The sequence below is a fragment of the Streptomyces sp. NPDC104831 genome, assembly GCF_055583025.1.
The window spans coordinates 51,943-72,352 of the sequence record NZ_JBVJOT010000009.1; the positions used below are offsets into that span (position 1 = coordinate 51,943).

A 20,410-nucleotide genomic window follows, 5' to 3' on the forward strand; every position below is an offset into this window, starting at 1 on the left:
GGGGGGGGGGGGGGGGGGGGGGGGGGAGGGGGGGGGGGGGGGGGGGGGGGGGGGGGGGGGTGGCGGGGGGGGGGGGGGGGGCCCCCCCCCCCACCAGGCCGGCGGCGAGGCCGGCGAATACGGTTCTCAGGCGCATGGCCGTCACCGTAGGGCCGGCCGGTGACGTCCGGGAAGCCGTCCCGTGAAGCGTCAGCCCTGCGGCGGCGCGGCGACGAACGCCTCGCTCGGCCGGCTGGTCGGGGTGAAGCGGGTGACGCCGGACTTGACCGGCACCAGGTCCTTGTGGATGGCCTTGGCGACGTTCTGGATGGTGGTCACGCCGTAGTTCATGGTGCTGTTGTCCTGCGTCAGCACGGTGATCACGTAGTCGTGGCCGGCGCCCTTGAAGGTGCCCAGGCTGTGCACGCGCCAGCCGTGCGTGGAGCGCTGCAGCCAGCCGTTCTTGACGTGCACGGAGACGGAGGACGGGGCGCCGGCCGGGGTGCCCCAGCGCTGCGAGGAGACGACCTGGCCCATCAGCTTCTGGATGTAGTCGCGGGAGTTGTCGCTCAGCACGCTGTTCTTGGCGGTGACGAGCTGGAGCAGCTTCTGCTCGTCGTTGACGTTCTCCTGGGTGAGGCCCCAGTAGCCGCCCGTGCCCGGCACCGTCTTGGTCATGCCGGCGGCCTTCAGGAAGCCCTTGATCTTCGTCATGCCGAGCTGCTTCCAGAGCTTGCTGGTCGCGTCGTTGTCGGACTTGGTGATCATGGCCTTGGCGAGCGACTGCTCGGTGCTCGACAGGTACCGGTTGTGCTTCTTGGCGTCCCACAGCAGTGCAGCGAGCACGGTGACCTTGACGGTGCTGGCCGAGTCGTAGGCGCTGGTGGCCCGCAGGGTGCAGGTGGTCTTGGTGCCGCGGTCGTAGAGGCCGACGGCGACGGTGCCCTTGCGGCCGGCGAGGGCGGCGGTGATGTCCTTCTTCAGCTTGGCGGCGAGTCCCGCCTTGGCCGACGTACAGGTCACGGCCGGGGTGGCGGCGGCGGCCGGGGTGGCGGCGGTGACGGCGGGTATGAGCAGCGCGGCACTGACGACGGCCGCGACCGCGCCGGCCCGGCCGGTGGTCCGGTGAGTCATGAAAAGTCCCCTTGAAGGTCGTACGGGCGTCCCCCTGAACGCCGTTGAGCGCACCCGTGCGCTGCCTGATGGGACTCGTCAATGCGTGGGAAAGTTGCACGCGTGTTCGGAGGAAAAGGGGTTCTTTACCGGACCATCACCGGTTCACCGGGGCGCGGCGGTTCGCGCAGCCCCGCGAACGGGCATATCGGACCCGGCTGTTCGACCGATTCCGAAAACCGTCCCGTGCGGACGGATTTGGCTAGAGTTGCGGGTGACGTGCTCCGCGCCGATGGGCGCCACGCGGGGGCATGGGCGCGCATTCGTCGGTGCACGTCGGCGCGGCGGGGTCCGGCCCCGGGTGCCACCGGAGCCGGACCGCAGCGCGTGCGCCGGGTGGGTCCGGCCGATTAGGGGCCGGTCGGACTCACCTCGCCATGCGGCAAGTCGTCCCTGCGGCCCGAACCACATCCGCGACGTCGCCCTACTTGGCGAACGCCTCCACACACACCGCGACAAGGGGGGCCAATGGCGTCAGGATCGCGACCGCGACCCGTACCCATCGGGGCAGCGGTTCCGGTTCGCTCTCCGCGGTGCCACGCCTGCTCCTTGCCATGCCAGCGCTCCTCTCGCCGTAGCGTCCCGCGCGCTGCGGGATCCGGCCCTGGCGGACCGGAGCACTGGACGGCGATCGAAGTACCGGCGGCTCAGAGCATACTGGCCGTCCACCGGCCGGGTCGGCACCTTCCGGCCATCAAGTCACGCGAGCGACAGAGCAGTTGACCGGGCGGCCCCGTGATCAGCCCAGATGGGTGGGCGCGAACATCCGCAGCACCGCCGGGAGCACGACCACCGACGGGCCCGGGGTCGACAGAGCCCTCGTCAGGTCCTCCTGGAGGGAGTCCGGGGTCGTGTGGGTGGCCGTCACGCCGAAGGACTCCGCCAGGGCCACGTAGTCCGGGCGGTGGAGTTCCGTGGCCGTCGGTTCGCCGAAGGCGTCCGTCATGTACTCGCGCAGGATGCCGTAGCCGCCGTCGTCGACGATCAGCCAGGTGACGGGGAGGCCGTACTGCTTGGCCGTGGCCAGTTCGGCGATCGAGTACAGGGCGCCGCCGTCGCCCGAGACCGCCAGGACCGGGCGGGTCGGGTCGGCCGCCGCCGCGCCGAGGGCCGCCGGGAAGCCGTAGCCGAGGCCGCCCGCGCCCTGGGCCGAGTGCATCAGGTTCGGGCCCTGCGCGTCGAACGCCGACCAGGCCCAGTACGCCAGGATCGTCATGTCCCAGAAGGACGGGGAGCCGGCGGGGAGGGACCGGCGGACGGACGACAGGACCCGCTGCTCCAGGGTCAGGCCCTGCCCGTCGATGCGGGCCGCCACCTTCGCCAGCAGCTCGCGCACCCGCTCCTGTGCCGACTCGTCCGGGCGCTCCCCGGTCGTCTCCAGGAGGGCCTGGAGGGCGAGGCGGGCGTCCGCGTGGATGCCCAGGGCCGGGTGGTTGGACTCCAGCTTGCCGGGGTCCGCCTCGATCTGGATCACCCGGCCGCGGGGCTTGAACGTGTGGTAGTTCGAGGAGAGTTCGCCGAGGCCCGAGCCGACCACCAGCAGGACGTCCGCGTCCTCGAGGAAGTCCGTCGTGTGGCGGTCCTCCAGCCAGGACTGGAGGGACAGGGGGTGGTTCCACGGGAACGCGCCCTTGCCGCCGAACGTCGTCACCACCGGCGCGTTCAGCCTCTCCGCCAGCAGCCGCAGCTTCCCCGAGGCGTCCGAGCGTACGACCCCGCCGCCCGCGATGACCGCCGGGCGCTCGGCGTGGGACAGCAAGTGGGCGGCCAGCGCCGTCAGTTCGGGGCGCGGGGGCAGGTCGTCGGGGGTGGCGTCCATCGCGGTCACCACGGGCAGCGCGGCCGGGGCCAGCAGCACGTCCTGCGGGATCTCCACCCACACCGGGCCGTGCGGGGCGGTCAGCGCCGACTTCCAGGCCGCCGCGATCGCCGACGGGATCTGGGACTGGCTGCGGACCGTGTGGACCGACTTCACCACGCCCCGGAACGAGGCCGACTGGTCGGGCAGTTCGTGCAGGTAGCCCTTGCGGGCCCCGCCCAGTCCCGCCACCGGGATCTGGCTGCCGATCGCCAGCACCGGCGCGCTGGCCGCCGCCGCCTCCTGGAGCGCGGCCAGCGACGTCAGCGCGCCGGGGCCCGTCGAGAGGAGCAGCGGGGCCGCCTCGCCGGTGATCCTGCCGTACGCGTCGGCCGCGAAGCCCGCGTTGTTCTCCACCCGGAGGCCGACGTAGCGCAGCGAGGAGCGGCGCAGGGCGTCGAACATGCCGAGGGCGTGCTGGCCGGGCAGGCCGAAGACCGTCGTCGCGCCGAGCCCGGCCAGCGTCTCCACGACCAGGTCTCCGCCGTTGCGCCCCGGGGGAGGGTTCAGGGCGGCGGTGATCTGCGCCGGCGTGGGGCGGAGTACCAGGTCGTGGTCGTGGGTCACTTCGCTTCAGCGTCCTTCCGGGCCGCGGCGATCCGGCGGCTCATGATGGTGGTCAGTTCGTAGGCCGTGTGGGAGGCCGCGACCGAGGTGATCTCGGCGTGGTCGTACGCGGGCGCCACCTCGACCACGTCGGCCGAGACCAGGTTGCAGGACGCCAGCCCGCGCAGGATCTCCAGCAGCTCGCGGGAGGTCATGCCGCCCGCCTCCGGGGTGCCGGTGCCGGGCGCGTGCGCCGGGTCCAGGCAGTCGATGTCGATGGAGATGTACAGCGGACGGTCGCCGATGCGCTGGCGCAGCTGGTCGGCCACCTCGTCGGCGCCCCGGCGGTAGACGTCCGCCGAGGTGACGATGCCGAAGCCCATCTTCTCGTCGTCGGTGAGGTCCTGCTTGCCGTACAGCGGGCCGCGGGTGCCGACGTGGGAGAGGGCGGAGGTGTCGAGGATGCCCTCCTCCACCGCGCGGCGGAACGGGGTGCCGTGGGTGTACTCGGCGCCGAAGTAGGTGTCCCAGGTGTCCAGGTGGGCGTCGAAGTGCAGGAGGGCGACCGGGCCGTGCTTCTTCGCGACCGAGCGCAGCAGCGGCAGGGCGATGGTGTGGTCGCCGCCGAGGGTCATCAGGCGGGCGCCGGTGCCGAGGAGGTCGTCGGCGGCGGCCTCGATGGTCTCCACGGCCTCGTTGATGTTGAACGGGTTCACCGCGATGTCGCCGCCGTCGGCCACCTGCGCGAGGGCGAACGGGGAGGCGTCCTGCGCCGGGTTGTACGGGCGCAGCAGCCGGGACGCCTCACGGATGGCGTTGCCGCCGAAGCGGGCGCCCGGCCGGTACGAGACGCCGGAGTCGAACGGCACGCCCACCACGGCGACATCGGCGGTGCCGACCTCGTCCAGGCGGGGCAGCCGGGCGAAGGTCGCGGGGCCGGCGTACCGCGGGACGCGGGAGGAGTCGACGGGGCCGCGGGGCGTCTCGTTGCTGCTCATGGTGAAAATGCCTTCTTTCCTGCGCTTCGTCGCGCATGTACTGCTTTCCCTATGACTCTACTGGTGAGCCGGGACCGTTTCGGACGGGAGTTCGGGGCTCCGCCCGGCGAGGCGTTCGCGCCAGGCGGCGAGGACGGCCTCGTCGGTGGGCCGGGTGGCCAGGGAGACGGCGACGTAGGCCACCAGGGAGGCCAGCAGGCCGTAGTAGACGGGCTCGTTGGCGAGGATGCCGTAGCCGGCCATCAGGCCGATGACGGCCAGGCCGCCGACGGCGACGGCGGCCAGCGCGCCCCGGTCCGTGCCGCGCTTCCACAGCAGGCCGCCGAGGATGGGCACCAGCAGGCCGCCGACGAGCAGGTTGTACGCCACGGTGAGCGCCTGGACCACGTCGTTCAGCGCGATCGCGGTGCCGATCACGGCGAGGCCCATGACGAGGATGAAGGCGCGGTTGCCGGCGACCTCGTCGTGCTCCTCGTGCTCCCCGGAGCGCTTGGCGAGGCCGCGCAGCCGGGACCAGATGTCGTTGTTGGCGACCGTGGCGCAGGCGATCAGGGCGCCGGAGGAGGTCGACATCACGGCGGCCAGGGCGGCGGCCAGCACCAGGCCGCGCACACCGACGGGGAGTTCGTCCTTGACGATGGTGGCGAAGGCGTCGTCGGGGCTGCCCAGGTCCGGGTAGAGCACCTTGGCGGCCGTGCCGATCACCGCGCCGGCCACGGCGTAGGCCAGGCAGTAGGTGCCGGCCACCGTGCCGCCCCAGCGGGCGGTCCGGTCGCTGCGGGCGGTGAACACGCGCTGCCAGATGTCCTGGCCGATCAGCATGCCGAAGGTGTAGATCAGCACGTACGTGAAGATCGTCTCGCCGCCGACGCCGAGCGGGTCGAAGTAGGAGGTCGGCAGCTCGGCCTTCATCTCGGCGAAGCCGCCCGCCTTGACCACCGCGATGGGCAGCAGCAGGAGCAGCACGCCGATCGTCTTGACGACGAACTGCACCATGTCGGTCAGGGTGATGGACCACATCCCGCCGAGGGTGGAGTACGCCACGACGATCGCGCCGCCGATGACGATCGCGACGGTGCGGTTCACGTCGAACAGCACGTCGAAGATGGTGGCGTAGGCGATGGTGGAGGTCACCGCGAGCATCAGCGTGTACGCCCACATGACCACGCCGGAGATCACGCCGGCCCGGCCGCCGTAGCGCAGGTCCAGCATCTCGGAGACGGTGTAGACCTTCAGGCGGGCGATGCGGGCGGAGAAGAACACGGACAGGGCGAGGAGGCCGAGGCCGATGGTGAGGACCATCCAGGCGCCGGACAGCCCGTACTGGTAGCCGAGGCCCACGCCGCCGATGGTGGACGCGCCGCCGAGGACGATCGCCGCCATGGTGCCGGAGTACATGGCGGGGCCCAGGCGGCGGCCCGCCACCAGGAACTCGCTCTTGGACTTGGCGCGGCGCATGCCCCACCAGCCCATCGCCAGCATGCCGGCGAGATAGACGACGATCACTGTGTAGTCGACGGCCATGGGGCGGCCCTCCTTCGCGCACTGTCCGGTGGCGTGTCGTGCAGATGCTCCGTATGGGTCGGCAGCGGCTCGCGGGGACATCCGCCCGTACCCGCGGCTGCCGTGCTCCCTTGACAGTAGGTGGCCGGAAAGCGACTGCGAAGTGTACGTTTCATCCAGTCGAACGGGGCGGGATGGAGGGTGTGCACACCATGCCGGAATCGATCTCCCCGGCCCCCGCGGTCCCGCCGACCCCGCCGGTGCCGCTCCAGGCGCTGCTGGCCCGGGAGGACCTGGCCCTGCGGCGGATCGCCGGGCCGGCGGACCCCGGGACCGTGATCCACGGGGCGCACACCTCGGAGATGACCGACCCCTACCCCTATCTGCTGGGCGGCGAGCTGCTGCTCACGGCCGGGGTGCACATCCCGGAGGCGGCCGGCTCCGGGACCTATTTCGACGCGTACGTCTCCCGGATCGTGGCGGCGGGCGGCGCGGCCCTCGGCTTCGGGGTGGCCCCGGTGCACGAGGCGGTCCCGGGCGCCCTGGTCGCCGCCTGCGAACGGCACGGCCTGCCGCTGCTGGAGGTCCCGCCGCAGACCACGTTCTCGGCCGTGGCCCGCGCGGTCTGGCAGCTGATGGCCCAGGCCCGGCTGGCCGAGCTGCGCCGCGTCACCGAGGCCCAGCAGAGCCTCGCGGCGGCCGCCGCCCGCCCGGACCCCGTCCCCTCGGTCCTGCGCCAGCTGTCCCAGCGCCTGTCCGGCCGGGCGGTCCTCTACGGCCCGGACGGCACGGAGGTCGCCGGGGCGGGGCGGCAGACGCCGGGGGACGTGCGGGCGGCCCTGGCCGGGCTGGCCGAAGTGGTCAGGCCCGCCCCCCGGCCGGCGGAAGACCCCTCGCGGCCCTCCCCGGCAAAGGTCTCCTCGCGCCCCTCCTCCGCCACCGACACCCACGGCGGGGCGCACCTCGCCGTGTACGCGCTCGGGGCCGGGGAGGGGTTCGTGCTCGGGGTGGCGAGCGCGCGGCGGGAGGCCGGGGACCACACCATCGCGTCGGTCGCCGCCGTGCTGCTGGCGCTGCTGACCGGGGAGCACCACAGCGGGGCCGGCGCGGCCCGGTCCTCCGCGCTGGTGCGGCTGCTGCTCGGCGCCCCGCCCGAGGAGGTCGCCCCGCTGCTCGGCACCGGCCGGTGGCTCGTCGTGCACGCCCGGCCGGAGGCCCAGGCGCCGGACCCGGTCGCCGCCTCCGCGCTCGGCGCCGCCCTGGCCTCGCCGCTGGTCGACCTCGCCGGCGACGTCGTACGGGTCCTGGTGCCGGCCGACCGGGTGCCGGGGCCGCAGCCCGGCTGGACCCTCGGGGTCAGTGCCCCGGCCGCGCCCCGGGAATGGCCGGCCGCCGACACCCAGGCCGCACGGGCCCTGGCCCGCGCCCGCGCCACCCGCGCCCCGCTGCTGCGGCACGCCGACCGGCCGGCGCTCGCGGACCTGGTGCCGGCGGCGGACGCCGAGACCCACGCCCGCACCCTGCTCGCCCCCCTCGCGGGGCAGCCCGCGCTGGCCGAGACGCTGCGCGCCTGGCTGTCGCTGCACGGCAGTTGGGACCGTACGGCGGTGGCGCTGGGCGTGCACCGCAACACCGTCCGGCAGCGCATCGCCCGCTGCGCGGCCCTGCTGGACACCGACCTGGACCACCCGGACGTGCGCATGGAGCTGTGGTTCGCCCTGCGCCGGAGCTGACCGGGCCGGTGCGTGACCCCCGTCCCAGCGGGCGATATCCCCGGGACCGGCGGCACCCGCTGCCCCACAATGGGAGCCATGCCGATATCCGGGACACCCAGCCGCGCCCAGCTCGTCGACCATCTGGTGCGCACCCGCATCGCGGGGGACGTCGCCACGCCCCGCGAGAACAACCTCTCCCACTACCGTCAGCTCGCCAACGGTGTCCGCAACTTCTGGTTCGGCCTGGAGCTGGGGGACCGCTGGACGGACGAGCAGGACGTGCTGGCGGTCATGGCCGAGCGGGTGGGCGTCAACGACGACCCGGAGTACCGGCACGGGCAGGACACCATCGACCCGGAGCTGACGGTGGCGGCGCTGGAGCGGATGGCGGCGCGGCTGCGCAAGGCGGCCGAGGGGCGCCAGCGGGTGCTGTTCGCGACCGGGCACCCGGGCGGGCTGCTGGACGTGCACCGGGCCACGGCCGCCGCGCTGCGCGCCGCCGGCTGCGAGATCGTGGTCGTCCCGGACGGACTGCGGACGGACGAGGGGTACGTCATGCAGTTCGCGGACGTGGCCGTGCTGGAGCACGGGGCGACGCTGTGGCACACCCACTCCGGGGAGCCGATGCGGGCCGTCCTGACCGGCCTGGAGCGCGCGGGGCGCCCGCTGCCCGACCTGGTCGTCGCCGACCACGGCTGGGCCGGGTACGCGGGACAGCACGGCGTGGACTCGGTCGGGTACGCCGACTGCAACGACCCCGCGCTGTTCCTCGCCGAGGCCGAGGGCACCGTGCAGGTGGTGGTACCGCTCGACGACCACGTGGTCAGCCCCCGCCACTACGACCCCATGACGGCGTACCTGCTGGCCGCGGCCGGACTGGACTGACGGGCCGTCACGCTCCCGGAAACGACGTGGGGGCCCGCCGAGGGGGCCGCACGCCGTGTTCGGTTGTCACGCCGGATCAGTGACCGCCACCACCGCCTCCGTGGCCGCCGCCACCGCCGCCGTGACCGCCACCGCCACCGCCGTGGCCGCCGCCACCGCCGCCGTGGCCGCCACCACCGTGACCGCCACCGCCGTGGTCGCCACCGCCGCCGTGGCCGCCACCGCCGTGGTCGCCGCCGTAGCCGCCGTGGTCACCGCCGTAACCACCGTGGTCACCGCCGTAACCGCCGTCGTCATGGCCGCCGTAGCCGCCGTAGCCGCCGTCGTCATCGTCGTCGTTCCACCAGCCGCCGCCGTGGTCGTCGTCGTACCGGCTGTAGGAACTGTCGCTGCTGTGCTCCGAGGCGGAGGCCGTCGCGGCCGTGCCGAACGCGGCCCCGCCCGCCAGCAGCAGACCGGAGGCGGACAACGCGACAAGACGCCTAGTGCGCTGTGATCGCATGGGAATACCTTCCATCTCCATCGTCTCTCGCGGCTCCGTGGAGAACGCGCGAGGTGGATGGCCGGCGCCGCGGCTGTTCGGAAGATGCGGCGCGGTCTTCAGGTTTCACCGCAGCGTGAACGAACGGAACGGCCGGGATCCGGAGGGTCTGGAACTCCCCCCCTCCGGGGCACGCCGTTCACTGCGGCCCTTCACTCAGAGAGCCTAATCGGACATAGGCCGCAAGTCATCTCGAAAAGCGCGTCCATCACGGCCGCCTCGGAACCCGGACCACGCCCTCCTGGATGACCGTGATGGCGAGCCGCCCGTCCTGCGTGTATATGCGGGCCTGACCCAGGCCCCGGCCGCCGGACGCGGACGGCGACTCCTGGTCGTACAGCAGCCATTCGTCGGCGCGGAAGGGCCGGTGGAACCACATCGCGTGGTCCAGGGACGCCCCGACGACGTCCCCGACCGCCCAGCCGCCGCGCCCGTGGGCGAGCAGCACGGAGTCCAGCAGGGTCATGTCGGAGACGTAGGTGGCGAGGACGACGTGCCGCAAGGGGTCGTCGCCGTCGAGCTTGCCGTTGACGCGGAACCACACCTGGGAGTGCGGCTCGCGCGGCTCGCCGTACCGGCCGTACGGCGGCTCGTCCACGTACCTGAGGTCGACCGCCTCGCGGGCCTCCAGGAACCGCTCGACGACCTCGGGGGCGAGGTGGCCGTAGCCGCGCAGCCGCTCCGGGGAGGTGGGCAGGGTCGCCGGGTCGGGCGCGACGGGCATGGGCGCCTGGTGCTCCAGGCCGTCCTCGTGCGCCTGGAAGGACGCGGAGAGGTGGAAGATCGGCTTGCCGTGCTGGACGGCGACCACCCGGCGGGTGGTGAAGGACCGGCCGTCGCGGATGCGGTCCACGGTGTAGACGATGGGCGCGCCCGGGTCGCCGGGGCGCAGGAAGTACGCGTGCAGGGAGTGGGCGGGCCGGTCGGCCGGGACCGTGCGCCCGGCGGCGACCAGCGCCTGCGCGGCGACCTGCCCGCCGAAGACGCGCGGGACGACGGCGGGGCGGGACCGGCCGCGGAAGATGTCCTCCTCGATCCGCTCCAGGTCGAGCAGATCGAGGAGGTCCTGGAGTGCCTGGCTCATGAGGTGCAGGTATACCCCGGTGTGCCCGTGGAGCCCTTACAGGCCCATGTCCTTGGCGATGATCGTCTTCATGATCTCGCTGGTGCCGCCGTAGATGCGGTTCACGCGGTTGTCCGCGTACAGGCGGGCGATCGGGTACTCGTTCATGTAGCCGTAGCCGCCGTGCAGCTGGAGGCAGCGGTCGATGACGCGGTGCGCGACCTCGGTGCAGAACAGCTTGGCGGAGGCGGCCTCGGCGGGGGTCAGCTCGCCGGCGTCCAGTGCCTCCAGGGCGCGGTCGGCGACGGCCTCGGCGGCGTCCACCTCGGCCTGGCAGGCGGCCAGTTCGAACTTGGTGTTCTGGAAGTGGGCGACCGGCTTGCCGAAGACGGTGCGCTCCTGCACGTACTGCTTGGCGAACCGGACGGCGGCCTTGGCCTGGGCGTAGGCGCCGAAGGCGATGCCCCAGCGCTCGGAGGCCAGGTTGTGGCCGAGGTAGGAGAAGCCCTTGTTCTCCTCGCCGAGCAGGTCCTCGACGGGCACCTTGACGTCGACGAAGGCCAGCTCGGCGGTGTCGGAGGTGCGCAGGCCCAGCTTGTCCAGCTTGCGGCCGATGGAGTAGCCCTCGGACTTGGTGTCCACGGCGAACAGGGAGATGCCGTGGCGGCGGTCCTCGGCGGTCGGCGCGGCGGTGCGGGCGCAGACGATCACCTTGTCGGCGTGCACACCGCCCGTGATGAAGGTCTTGGCGCCGTTGAGGACGTAGTGCGTGCCGTCCTCGCTCAGCCTGGCGGTGGTCTTCATGCCCGCGAGGTCGGAACCGGTGCCCGGCTCCGTCATCGCGATGGCCCACATCTCCTCGCCGGTGACGAACTTCGGCAGGTAGCGCTTCTTCTGCTCCTCGGTGGCGAGCATCTTGATGTAGGGCAGGGCGAGCAGCACGTGCACGCCGGAGCCGCCGAACTGCACGCCCGCGCGCGCGGTCTCCTCGTAGAGGACGGCCTCGAACTTGTGGGTGTCCAGGCCCGCGCCGCCGAACTCCTCGGGCACGCTGATGCCGAAGACGCCCAGCTCGCCGAGCTTGTAGTAGAAGTCGCGCGGCGCCTGGCCGGCGGCGAACCACTCGTCGTAGACCGGGACGACCTCGGCCTCGATGAAGGCGCGAAGGGTCTCCCGGAACGCCTCGTGATCCTCGTTGAACACCGTACGGCGCACGCCGCCACCTCCACGTACCTTGGCATGACTCCGGCATGTCTAAGCGCTTGCTCATTCACCGTACCGGCGAGTACGGAACTCCGTCCAGAGGGGTTCGGCCGTAATACGCGTCACGCGCTCCACGGGGGCGACCCGAGGCACGGCCCCGGCACCCCGGGAGAGCCCCTTCCCCCGGCACAACCAGCGCACGACCACGGCCTCGGCGGGGCCACGCGCCGCGCCCCCTGGACACGGGCCGCGACGAAAGGGACCGCCCCCCGGGCACGGGCCGGAACCGGAGGGCCCGGGCCCCGGGTGCGGTGATGGCGGGTGGGTTCGGTGCGCGTGCGCGCGGTGCCGGGACGGGTGGGTCGCGCCCGCGTGCGGCGGCACGGCACCGGGTCGCCCCTTCGCCCGCCCACGAAGCCCCGCGGGGGAAACGGCCCTACGCCCGCGCCTCCCCCGCCGCCTCGAACGCGCCGCGGGCCATGCGGTGCAGCAGGGTCGCCGTCGTGCTCCGGCCGGGCAGGGTGCCGGCGCGGCCGAGGTGGGGGGTGGAGTTGAGCAGGCCGAAGACGGAGTGGACGGCCGAGCGGGCGGCCGGTTCGGTCAGGCCCGGGTAGGCCTCGCGGACCACCTGCACCCACAGCTCCACGTACTGCCGCTGGAGCTGGCGCACCAGCTTGCGGTCGCTGTCGCGCAGCCGGTCCAGCTCGCGGTCGTGCAGGGTGATCAGCGGCCGGTCGTCCAGGGCGAAGTCGATGTGGCCCTCGATCAGGGAGTCCAGGATCCGGGTCGCGGGGATCCCGTCGGCCTCCGCCAGCCGGAGCCTGGCCCCCGTGAGCAGCTGGCCGCTGATGCCGACCAGCAGCTCGGCGAGCATCGCGTCCTTGCCGGGGAAGTGCCGGTACAGACCGGGGCCGCTGATGCCGACCGCGGCGCCTATCTCGTCCACGCCGACGCCGTGGAATCCGCGTTCGGCGAAGAGCCGGGCGGCCTCCTTGAGGATCTGCTCGCGGCGGGTCGGGGCGTCGGTTCTGCTGGCCATGCCGTCAATTCTAGACAGCGGGGTTAGCGGTCGTTAACCTGAAGGAAATGGTTAACGCTCATTAACAGGTTCGGACACCGGTGAGGGGACCGCAGGATGCAGGAGGCACCGGAGCTTCACAGCGCGGCCGATCCCGCGTCGGAGGGCTGGCGGGCCAACGAGGAGGCCCATCTCGCACTCGTGGAGGAGCTGCGCGCCAAGCTGGCCGCGGCGGCCCTCGGCGGCGGCGAGAAGGCGCGGGCGCGGCACACCGCTCGCGGCAAGCTGCTGCCGAGGGACAGGGTGGACACCCTGCTCGACCCGGGCTCGCCCTTCCTGGAGCTCGCGCCGCTCGCGGCCGACGGGCTGTACGACGGGCAGGCCCCGGCCGCCGGGGTGATCGCCGGCATCGGGCGGGTCAGTGGCCGCGAGTGCGTGGTCGTGGCCAACGACGCCACCGTCAAGGGCGGCACGTATTACCCGATGACGGTCAAGAAGCACCTGCGCGCCCAGGAGGTGGCCCTCGACAACCGGCTGCCGTGCGTCTATCTGGTCGACTCCGGCGGGGCCTTCCTGCCGATGCAGGACGAGGTCTTCCCCGACCGGGACCACTTCGGCCGGATCTTCTACAACCAGGCCCGGATGTCCGGCGCCGGCATCCCGCAGATCGCGGCCGTCATGGGCTCCTGCACGGCGGGCGGGGCGTACGTCCCGGCGATGAGCGACGAGGCCGTGATCGTGCGGAACCAGGGCACGATCTTCCTCGGCGGGCCGCCCCTGGTGAAGGCGGCCACCGGCGAGGTCGTCACCGCCGAGGAACTGGGCGGCGGCGAGGTGCACTCCCGGGTCTCCGGGGTCACCGACCACCTCGCCGAGGACGACGCGCACGCGCTCCGGATCGTCCGCGACATCGTGGCCACGCTCCCGGCCCGGCGGTCCCTGCCCTGGGAGGTCCGGCCGTCCGTCGAGCCCAAGGTGGACCCCTACGGCCTCTACGGCGCCGTCCCGGTCGACTCGCGCACCCCCTACGACGTCCGCGAGGTCATCGCGCGCGTGGTCGACGGCTCCCGGTTCGCCGAGTTCAAGGCGGAGTTCGGGCAGACCCTGGTGACCGGGTTCGCGCGGATCCACGGCCACCCGGTGGGGATCGTCGCCAACAACGGCATCCTGTTCGCCGAGTCCGCCCAGAAGGGCGCCCACTTCATCGAGCTGTGCGACCAGCGCGGCATCCCGCTGGTGTTCCTCCAGAACATCTCGGGCTTCATGGTCGGCAGGGACTACGAGGCGGGGGGCATCGCCAAGCACGGCGCCAAGATGGTCACCGCGGTGGCCTGCACGCGCGTGCCGAAGCTGACCGTGGTGGTCGGCGGCTCCTACGGCGCGGGCAACTACTCGATGTGCGGCCGGGCCTACTCCCCCCGCTTCCTGTGGATGTGGCCGAACGCCAAGATCTCCGTGATGGGCGGCGAGCAGGCCGCGTCCGTGCTGGCGACCGTCAAGCGGGACCAGCTGGAGGGCCGCGGCGAGGAATGGGCCGCCGAGGAGGAAGAGGCGTTCAAGGCGCCGATCCGCGCCCAGTACGAACGTCAGGGCAACGCCTACTACGCCACCGCCCGGCTCTGGGACGACGGCGTGATCGACCCGCTGGACACCCGTCAGGTCCTCGGACTGGCCCTGACGGCCTGTGCCAACGCGCCTCTGGGAGACCCCCAGTTCGGCGTCTTCCGGATGTGAGGAGGGGAACCGTGTTCGACACAGTGCTGGTGGCCAACCGGGGCGAGATCGCCGTACGCGTGATCCGTACGCTGCGCGCCCTGGGCGTGCGCTCGGTGGCGGTCTTCTCCGACGCCGACGCCGACGCGCGGCACGTCCGGGAGGCCGACACGGCGGTCCGGATCGGCCCGGCGCCGGCCGCCGAGAGCTATCTGTCGGTGGAGCGGCTGCTCGACGCCGCCGCCCGCACCGGCGCCCAGGCCGTCCACCCCGGGTACGGCTTCCTCGCCGAGAACGCCGCCTTCGCGCGGGCGTGCGAGGAGGCGGGGCTGGTGTTCGTCGGCCCGCCCGCGGACGCGATCGCGCTGATGGGCGACAAGATCCGGGCCAAGGAGACGGTCGAGGCCGCCGGGGTGCCGGTGGTGCCGGGCGGACGCGATCCCGAGCTGGCCGGGGCGGCCCGCGCCCTGGGGGCGCCCGTGCTGCTGAAGCCGTCCGCCGGCGGCGGCGGCAAGGGCATGCGGCTGGTGCGGGACCTGACCGTGCTGGAGGAGGAGATCGCCGCCGCCCGCCGGGAGGCCCGCGCCTCCTTCGGCGACGACACGCTGCTGGTGGAGCGGTGGGTGGACCGGCCCCGGCACATCGAGATCCAGGTGCTGGCCGACGGCCACGGCAACGTGGTGCACCTCGGCGAGCGCGAGTGCTCCCTCCAGCGGCGCCACCAGAAGGTGATCGAGGAGGCGCCGAGCGTGCTCCTCGACGAGAGGACCCGGGCCGCGATGGGCGAGGCGGCCGTGCAGGCGGCGCGCTCGTGCGGGTACCGGGGCGCGGGCACGGTGGAGTTCATCGTCCCGGGCGGCGACCCGTCGCAGTACTACTTCATGGAGATGAACACCCGGCTCCAGGTGGAGCACCCGGTCACCGAGCTGGTGACCGGACTGGACCTGGTGGAGTGGCAGCTGCGGGTCGCGGCCGGCGAACCGCTGTCCTTCGGCCAGTCGGAGGTCACCCTCACCGGGCACGCGGTCGAGGCCCGGATCTGCGCCGAGGACCCCGCGCGCGGCTTCCTGCCCTCCGGTGGAACGGTTCTGCTGCTGGACGAGCCCGAAGGCGACGGGGTCCGCACCGACTCCGGGCTCAGCGAGGGCACCGAGGTGGGCAGCCTGTACGACCCGATGCTGTCCAAGGTGATCGCCTACGGCCCCGACCGCGCGACCGCGCTGCGCAGGCTCCGGGCGGCCCTGGCCCGGACGGTCACGCTCGGCGTGCAGACCAACGCCGGGTTCCTGCGCCGGCTGCTGGCCCATCCGGCGGTCGTGTCCGGTGACCTGGACACCGGGCTGGTGGAGCGGGTGGTGGACGACCTGGTCCCCGCCGAGGTGCCCGAGGAGGTGTACGAGGCGGCGGCGGCCGTGCGCCTCGAGGCGCTGACGCCGCGCGCGGAGGGCTGGACCGACCCGTTCTCGGTGCCGGACGGCTGGCGGCTGGGCGGCACCCCGAAGCCGCCCGTCTTCCACCTGCGGGTGCGCGAACCGGTGGCCCACTCCCCCCGGGGCGGCCACACCGTCACCGGGGACCGGGTGAGCGTCACCCTGGACGGCGTCCGGCACACCTTCCGCCGCGCCGGCGACTGGCTCGGCCGGGACGGCGACGCCTGGCAGGTGCGCGACCACGACCCGGTCGCCGCCTCGCTGAACCGGGCGGCCCACGCGGGCGCCGACTCCCTGACCGCGCCCATGCCGGGCACGGTCACGGTGGTCAAGGTGGCCGTGGGCGACGAGGTGGCCGCCGGGCAGAGCCTGCTGGTGGTGGAGGCGATGAAGATGGAGCACGTCATCTCCGCCCCGCACGCCGGCACGGTCGCCGAACTGGACGTGACACCCGGCAGCACGGTCGCCATGGACCAGGTGCTGGCCGTCATCGCACCGCACGAGGAGGCGGCCGGATGAGCGTCGCAGGACTGCCCGTGGCCGTACCGGCCGAGGGACTGCCCGCGCGGGTGCGCATCCACGAGGTGGGCGCGCGCGACGGGCTGCAGAACGAGAAGACGTCCGTGCCGACGGCGGTGAAGGCCGAGTTCATCCACCGGCTGGCCGGCGCGGGCCTGACCACCATCGAGGCGACGAGCTTCGTCCACCCCGAGTGGGTGCCCCAGCTGGCCGACGCCGAGGAGCTGTTCCCCCGGGTCAAGGAACTGGACGCGGCCCTTCCGGTGCTGGTGCCCAACCAGCGCGGCCTGGACCGGGCGCTGGCCCTCGGCGCCGAGTACGTCGCCGTGTTCGCAAGCGCCACCGAGTCCTTCGCCAAGGCCAACCTCAACCGGACGCTGGAGGAGTCCCTCGCGGTGTTCGAGCCGGTGGTGCGGCGCGCGAAGGACGAGGGCGCACGGGTGCGCGGCTATGTGTCGATGTGCTTCGGCGACCCGTGGGAGGGCCCGGTGCCGCTCGCCCAGGTGGCGCGGGTGTGCACGGCGCTGCGGGACATGGGCTGCGACGAGCTGAGCCTCGGCGACACCATCGGGGTGGCCACCCCCGGCCAGGTCCGCGCGCTGCTCGCCCTGCTGAACGAGCGGGGCGTCGGGACGGACGCGATCGGCGTGCACTTCCACGACACCTACGGCCAGGCGCTCTCCAACACCCTGGCCGCCCTCCAGCACGGCGTCACCACGGTGGACGCCTCCGCCGGGGGGCTCGGCGGCTGCCCGTACGCCAAGTCCGCCACCGGCAATCTCGCCACCGAGGACCTCGTCTGGATGCTGCACGGGCTCGGCATCGAGACGGGGGTCGACCTCGGCCGTCTGACCGCCACGAGCGTGTGGATGGCCGAGCGGCTGGGCCGGCCCAGCCCGTCCCGTACCGTCCGCGCTCTCTCCCACAAGGACCAGTGATCAGCATGGACCACCGCCTCAGCCCCGAGCTGGAGGAACTCCGCCGTACGGTGGAGGAGTTCGCGCACGACGTCGTGGCGCCGAAGATCGGCGACTTCTACGAGCGGCACGAGTTCCCGTACGAGATCGTCCGCGAGATGGGCCGCATGGGCCTGTTCGGGCTGCCGTTCCCGGAGGAGTACGGCGGGATGGGCGGCGACTACCTGGCGCTCGGGCTCGCCCTGGAGGAGCTGGCCCGGGTGGACTCCTCGGTGGCGATCACGCTGGAGGCGGGCGTCTCGCTGGGCGCCATGCCGCTGCACCTGTACGGCACCGAGGAGCAGAAGCGCGAGTGGCTGCCCCGGCTGTGCTCGGGCGAGATCCTCGGCGCGTTCGGCCTGACGGAGCCGGACGGCGGCAGCGACGCCGGGGCGACCCGGACCACGGCCCGGCTGGACGCGGACACGGACGAGTGGGTGATCAACGGCACCAAGTGCTTCATCACCAACTCGGGCACGGACATCACGGGACTGGTCACCGTCACCGCGGTGACCGGCCGCAAGCCGGACGGCCGCCCGGAGATCTCGGCCATCATCGTGCCGTCCGGCACCCCGGGCTTCACGGTGGCGGCGCCCTATTCGAAGGTCGGCTGGAACGCCTCCGACACGCGCGAGCTGTCCTTCCAGGACGTCCGGGTCCCGGCCGCCAACCTGCTGGGCGAACAGGGCCGCGGTTACGCCCAGTTCCTGCGCATCCTGGACGAGGGCCGCATCGCCATCGCCGCCCTCGCCACGGGGCTGGCCCAGGGCTGTGTGGACGAGTCGGTCAAATACGCGAAGGAACGTCACGCCTTCGGCCGCCCGATCGGCGCCAACCAGGCCATCCAGTTCAAGATCGCCGACATGGAGATGAAGGCCCACACCGCCCGCCTGGCCTGGCGCGACGCGGCCTCCCGCCTGGTCGCGGGCGAGCCCTTCAAGAAGGAGGCGGCCCTGGCCAAGCTCCACTCCTCCACGGTCGCCGTGGACAACGCCCGCGACGCCACCCAGATCCACGGCGGCTACGGCTTCATGAACGAGTACCCGGTGGCCCGCATGTGGCGCGACTCCAAGATCCTGGAGATCGGCGAGGGCACGAGCGAGGTGCAGCGGATGCTGATCGCCCGGGAGTTGGGCCTGGTGGGCTGACGCGGCCCCGGCCGTCGCGGGCCGGGCGGGGACGCGGGGCGACCCGCCCCCTGGACATCGACTGAGGTTAGGCTAACCTACGTTCGAACGTGTCCGGCGGGCGCCCCGCCCCGGTCGAAAGCAGTCATACCCATGTCCCTTGCCCGTGCCACCCACCTCTCCCGCCGCGGACTGCTCGCCGCGGGCGGCGCCCTCGGTCTCGGCGCCGCGCTCGCCGCCTGCGGGGACGACAAGGGCAAAGACGGCGGCTCCCACGGGAGCGGAGGGACGGGCAAGTCGGGCCCCTGGTCGTTCAAGGACGACCGCGGCACGACCGTGAAGCTGGACAAGGTCCCCGCGAACATCGTCGCGTTCACCGGCGTCGGCGCCGCGCTGTACGACTACGGCATCCAGGTCAAGGGCGTGTTCGGCCCCACGAAGACCTCCGACGGCAAGCCGGACGTCCAGGCCGGCGACATGGACATCAGCAAGGTGACCGTCCTCGGCAACGCCTGGGGCCAGTTCAACATCGAGAAGTACGCCTCCCTCGCCCCGGACGTGCTCGTCTCGACGATGTTCGACGGCGCCGGCACCCTCTGGTACGTCCCCGAGGAGTCGAAGAAGAAGATCGCGCAGCTGGCCCCCAGCGTCGGCATCTCCGTCTACGACCGCTCGCTCACCCAGCCGCTCCAGCGCATGTGGGACCTCGCCGCGTCGCTCGGCGCGGACATGAAGGCCGCCAAGGTCACCGACGCCAAGAAGCGGTTCGAGGACGCCGCCGCCCGGCTGCGCGCCGCCGCCAAGGCCAAGCCGAACCTCAAGGTGATGGCCGGCAGCGCCAGCGACCAGCTGTTCTACGTCTCCGGCAGCAACCTCTCCATCGACCTGGAGTACTTCAAGTCCCTCGGCGTGAACTTCGTGGAGCCCCCGGAGAGCGCCAAGAAGCAGGGCGGCGGCTGGTACGAGTCGCTGAGCTGGGAGAACGTCGACAAGTACGACGCCGACATCATCATGATGGACGACCGCTCCTCGGCCATCCAGCCCGCCGGCATCACCAAGGCCACCTGGAAGAAGCTGCCCGCGGTGAAGGCCGGCCAGGTCATCCCCCGCTCCCCCGAGCCGATCCTCTCCTACGACAAGTGCGTGCCGCTGCTCACCAACCTGGCCGAGGCCCTGGAGAAGGCCGAGAAGGTCAGCTGACCGACGGTCCAGCCCCCGGTCCAGCCCCCGACAAAGCCCTGAAAACCACCCTCAGGAGCCACACATGACGACGGCCGTAGCCGCCCCGTTCCGTTTCTTCTCCCTCCAGGTCGTACGGACGAGGCGGCTCGGCCCGTCCCTGGTCCGGGTCACCTTCACCGGCCGCGACCTGCACGCCTTCCACTCCGACGGGTGCGACCAGTCCCTGTCGCTGTTCCTGCCGCACCCCGGGCAGCGCGAGCCCGTGGTGCCGCTGGAGCTGGGCGACGGCTGGTGGCAGGGCTGGCGGGAACTGCCGGACGACGTACGGGCCGTGATGCGCTCGTACACGCTGCGGGCGCTGCGCCGCGACCCCGACGAGATCGACATCGACTTCGCCCTGCACGGCATCGAGCCGGGTGCCGCCCTGCCGGCCGGCCCCGCCTCCCGCTGGGCCGCGGGGGCCGCCGCCGGCGACCGGGTGCTGCTGCTCGGGCCGGCCGTCGCCGACAACCGCGCGATCCGCTTCCGCCCGCCCGCGGACACCGACCTCGTCGTCCTGTGCGGCGACGAGACGGCCGTGCCCGCCGCGACCGCGATCCTGGAGTCCCTGCCCGCCGGCACCCGGGTCCGGGCCTGGCTGGAGGTCCCGCACGCCGACGACGTGCAGGAGGTGCGCACGGAGGCGGACGCGGAGATCACGTGGCTCGTACGGCACGACGGGTCCCCCATGGCCGTCGATGCCGTGCGAGCCGCCCCGCTGCCCGGCGCCGAGCGGCCGTACGTGTGGCTCGCCGGGGAGTCCGGCCAGGTCAAGTCGCTACGGCGGCACTTCGTCGGCGAGCGGGGGGTGGACCGGCGGCGCGTGACGTTCGTCGGCTACTGGCGCCAGGGGCTGACGGAGGAGCAGCTCCGCGCGGCCGGCGAGTAGTTCCCCCTCCCCTTTGGCCTGTTCCGGCCTTGGGGGAGGCACACCTCCATCCGAGAAACTTAGGTTAGGCTAA

At 72.9% G+C, this 20,410-nt stretch carries 17 protein-coding genes; 9 read left to right on the forward strand and 8 right to left on the reverse strand.

The window, feature by feature from the left end; genetic code table 11:
- Positions 1-189 precede the first annotated feature (189 nt).
- The 5 genes from ACZ63H_RS08865 to ACZ63H_RS08885 form a co-directional block, all read right to left on the reverse strand.
- Entirely contained in the window at positions 190-1,113 is a 924-nt protein-coding gene (locus tag ACZ63H_RS08865; protein WP_469863118.1) for a serine hydrolase, read from the reverse strand.
- A gap of 463 nt (positions 1,114-1,576) precedes the next feature.
- On the reverse strand, positions 1,577-1,708 hold the full coding sequence (locus tag ACZ63H_RS08870; protein WP_469863119.1) for a hypothetical protein: 132 nt from the start codon (positions 1,706-1,708) through the stop codon (positions 1,577-1,579).
- 183 nt (positions 1,709-1,891) lie between these two features.
- Complete coding sequence (locus ACZ63H_RS08875; RefSeq protein ID WP_469863120.1) at positions 1,892-3,577, reverse strand: thiamine pyrophosphate-binding protein; 1,686 nt, start codon at positions 3,575-3,577, stop codon at positions 1,892-1,894.
- Positions 3,574-4,554 (reverse strand): agmatinase, encoded by a 981-nt coding sequence (gene speB / locus ACZ63H_RS08880; RefSeq protein WP_467933909.1) that lies wholly within the window; start codon positions 4,552-4,554, stop codon positions 3,574-3,576. The genes ACZ63H_RS08875 and speB overlap by 4 nt, the downstream gene beginning before the upstream one ends.
- Before the next feature lie 57 nt (positions 4,555-4,611).
- Complete coding sequence (locus ACZ63H_RS08885; protein ID WP_469863121.1) at positions 4,612-6,078, reverse strand: sodium:solute symporter family protein; 1,467 nt, start codon at positions 6,076-6,078, stop codon at positions 4,612-4,614.
- A 173-nt stretch (positions 6,079-6,251) separates the two neighbouring features.
- Here ACZ63H_RS08885 and ACZ63H_RS08890 point away from each other — a divergent pair, with 173 nt between their 5' ends.
- From ACZ63H_RS08890 to ACZ63H_RS08900, 3 genes are all read left to right on the forward strand, one after another.
- Complete coding sequence (locus tag ACZ63H_RS08890) at positions 6,252-7,790, forward strand: PucR family transcriptional regulator (RefSeq protein ID WP_469863122.1); 1,539 nt, start codon at positions 6,252-6,254, stop codon at positions 7,788-7,790.
- A 78-nt stretch (positions 7,791-7,868) separates the two neighbouring features.
- Positions 7,869-8,657 (forward strand): phosphatase, encoded by a 789-nt coding sequence (locus tag ACZ63H_RS08895; protein WP_469863123.1) that lies wholly within the window; start codon positions 7,869-7,871, stop codon positions 8,655-8,657.
- A 79-nt stretch (positions 8,658-8,736) separates the two neighbouring features.
- A complete protein-coding gene (locus ACZ63H_RS08900; protein WP_469863124.1) occupies positions 8,737-9,153 on the forward strand; it encodes a hypothetical protein in 417 nt (138 codons plus the stop codon).
- Between the two features lie 253 nt (positions 9,154-9,406).
- Here ACZ63H_RS08900 and ACZ63H_RS08905 read toward each other — a convergent pair whose 3' ends face one another.
- The 3 genes from ACZ63H_RS08905 to ACZ63H_RS08915 all read right to left on the reverse strand — a co-directional run bounded on the left by ACZ63H_RS08905 (position 9,407) and on the right by ACZ63H_RS08915 (position 12,503).
- Positions 9,407-10,282 carry an acyl-CoA thioesterase gene (locus tag ACZ63H_RS08905; protein WP_469863125.1) on the reverse strand — a complete coding sequence of 292 codons (876 nt, stop codon included), beginning with the start codon at positions 10,280-10,282 and terminating at the stop codon, positions 9,407-9,409.
- A gap of 36 nt (positions 10,283-10,318) precedes the next feature.
- Complete coding sequence (locus tag ACZ63H_RS08910) at positions 10,319-11,476, reverse strand: acyl-CoA dehydrogenase family protein (protein ID WP_469863126.1); 1,158 nt, start codon at positions 11,474-11,476, stop codon at positions 10,319-10,321.
- 424 nt (positions 11,477-11,900) lie between these two features.
- Positions 11,901-12,503 carry an SACE_7040 family transcriptional regulator gene (locus ACZ63H_RS08915; RefSeq protein WP_469863127.1) on the reverse strand — a complete coding sequence of 201 codons (603 nt, stop codon included), beginning with the start codon at positions 12,501-12,503 and terminating at the stop codon, positions 11,901-11,903.
- A gap of 96 nt (positions 12,504-12,599) precedes the next feature.
- On the opposite strand from ACZ63H_RS08915, the gene ACZ63H_RS08920 reads away from it, so the two are divergent.
- From ACZ63H_RS08920 to ACZ63H_RS08945, 6 genes are all read left to right on the forward strand, one after another.
- On the forward strand, positions 12,600-14,216 hold the full coding sequence (locus ACZ63H_RS08920) for a carboxyl transferase domain-containing protein (RefSeq protein WP_469863128.1): 1,617 nt from the start codon (positions 12,600-12,602) through the stop codon (positions 14,214-14,216).
- Positions 14,217-14,227: 11 nt separating this feature from the next.
- Positions 14,228-16,144 (forward strand): acetyl/propionyl/methylcrotonyl-CoA carboxylase subunit alpha, encoded by a 1,917-nt coding sequence (locus tag ACZ63H_RS08925; RefSeq protein ID WP_469863129.1) that lies wholly within the window; start codon positions 14,228-14,230, stop codon positions 16,142-16,144.
- Complete coding sequence (locus ACZ63H_RS08930; RefSeq protein WP_469863130.1) at positions 16,141-17,082, forward strand: hydroxymethylglutaryl-CoA lyase; 942 nt, start codon at positions 16,141-16,143, stop codon at positions 17,080-17,082. The genes ACZ63H_RS08925 and ACZ63H_RS08930 overlap by 4 nt, the downstream gene beginning before the upstream one ends.
- Positions 17,083-17,087: 5 nt before the next feature.
- Positions 17,088-18,248, forward strand: coding sequence for an acyl-CoA dehydrogenase family protein (locus ACZ63H_RS08935; protein ID WP_469863131.1), 1,161 nt, complete (start codon positions 17,088-17,090; stop codon positions 18,246-18,248).
- A 132-nt stretch (positions 18,249-18,380) separates the two neighbouring features.
- The gene (locus ACZ63H_RS08940; RefSeq protein WP_469863132.1) at positions 18,381-19,427 is read left to right on the forward strand and encodes an ABC transporter substrate-binding protein; all 1,047 of its coding nucleotides are present in this window, start codon (positions 18,381-18,383) and stop codon (positions 19,425-19,427) included.
- Between the two features lie 64 nt (positions 19,428-19,491).
- On the forward strand, positions 19,492-20,337 hold the full coding sequence (locus tag ACZ63H_RS08945) for a siderophore-interacting protein (RefSeq protein ID WP_469863133.1): 846 nt from the start codon (positions 19,492-19,494) through the stop codon (positions 20,335-20,337).
- The last annotated feature ends 73 nt before the right edge of the window (positions 20,338-20,410 follow it).

Excerpts from the sequence above, each read along its gene's own strand:
- ACZ63H_RS08905 (WP_469863125.1), bottom strand. The coding sequence starts at position 10,282 with ATGAGCCAGGCACTCCAGGACCTCCTCGATCTGCTCGACCTGGAGCGG.
- speB (WP_467933909.1), bottom strand. The coding sequence starts at position 4,554 with ATGAGCAGCAACGAGACGCCCCGCGGCCCCGTCGACTCCTCCCGCGTC.
- ACZ63H_RS08865 (WP_469863118.1), bottom strand. The coding sequence starts at position 1,113 with ATGACTCACCGGACCACCGGCCGGGCCGGCGCGGTCGCGGCCGTCGTC.
- ACZ63H_RS08885 (WP_469863121.1), bottom strand. The coding sequence starts at position 6,078 with ATGGCCGTCGACTACACAGTGATCGTCGTCTATCTCGCCGGCATGCTG.
- ACZ63H_RS08945 (WP_469863133.1), top strand. The coding sequence starts at position 19,492 with ATGACGACGGCCGTAGCCGCCCCGTTCCGTTTCTTCTCCCTCCAGGTC.
- ACZ63H_RS08935 (WP_469863131.1), top strand. The coding sequence starts at position 17,088 with ATGGACCACCGCCTCAGCCCCGAGCTGGAGGAACTCCGCCGTACGGTG.
- ACZ63H_RS08870 (WP_469863119.1), bottom strand. The coding sequence starts at position 1,708 with ATGGCAAGGAGCAGGCGTGGCACCGCGGAGAGCGAACCGGAACCGCTG.
- ACZ63H_RS08920 (WP_469863128.1), top strand. The coding sequence starts at position 12,600 with ATGCAGGAGGCACCGGAGCTTCACAGCGCGGCCGATCCCGCGTCGGAG.
- ACZ63H_RS08930 (WP_469863130.1), top strand. The coding sequence starts at position 16,141 with ATGAGCGTCGCAGGACTGCCCGTGGCCGTACCGGCCGAGGGACTGCCC.
- ACZ63H_RS08915 (WP_469863127.1), bottom strand. The coding sequence starts at position 12,503 with ATGGCCAGCAGAACCGACGCCCCGACCCGCCGCGAGCAGATCCTCAAG.
- ACZ63H_RS08895 (WP_469863123.1), top strand. The coding sequence starts at position 7,869 with ATGCCGATATCCGGGACACCCAGCCGCGCCCAGCTCGTCGACCATCTG.
- ACZ63H_RS08940 (WP_469863132.1), top strand. The coding sequence starts at position 18,381 with ATGTCCCTTGCCCGTGCCACCCACCTCTCCCGCCGCGGACTGCTCGCC.
- ACZ63H_RS08890 (WP_469863122.1), top strand. The coding sequence starts at position 6,252 with ATGGAGGGTGTGCACACCATGCCGGAATCGATCTCCCCGGCCCCCGCG.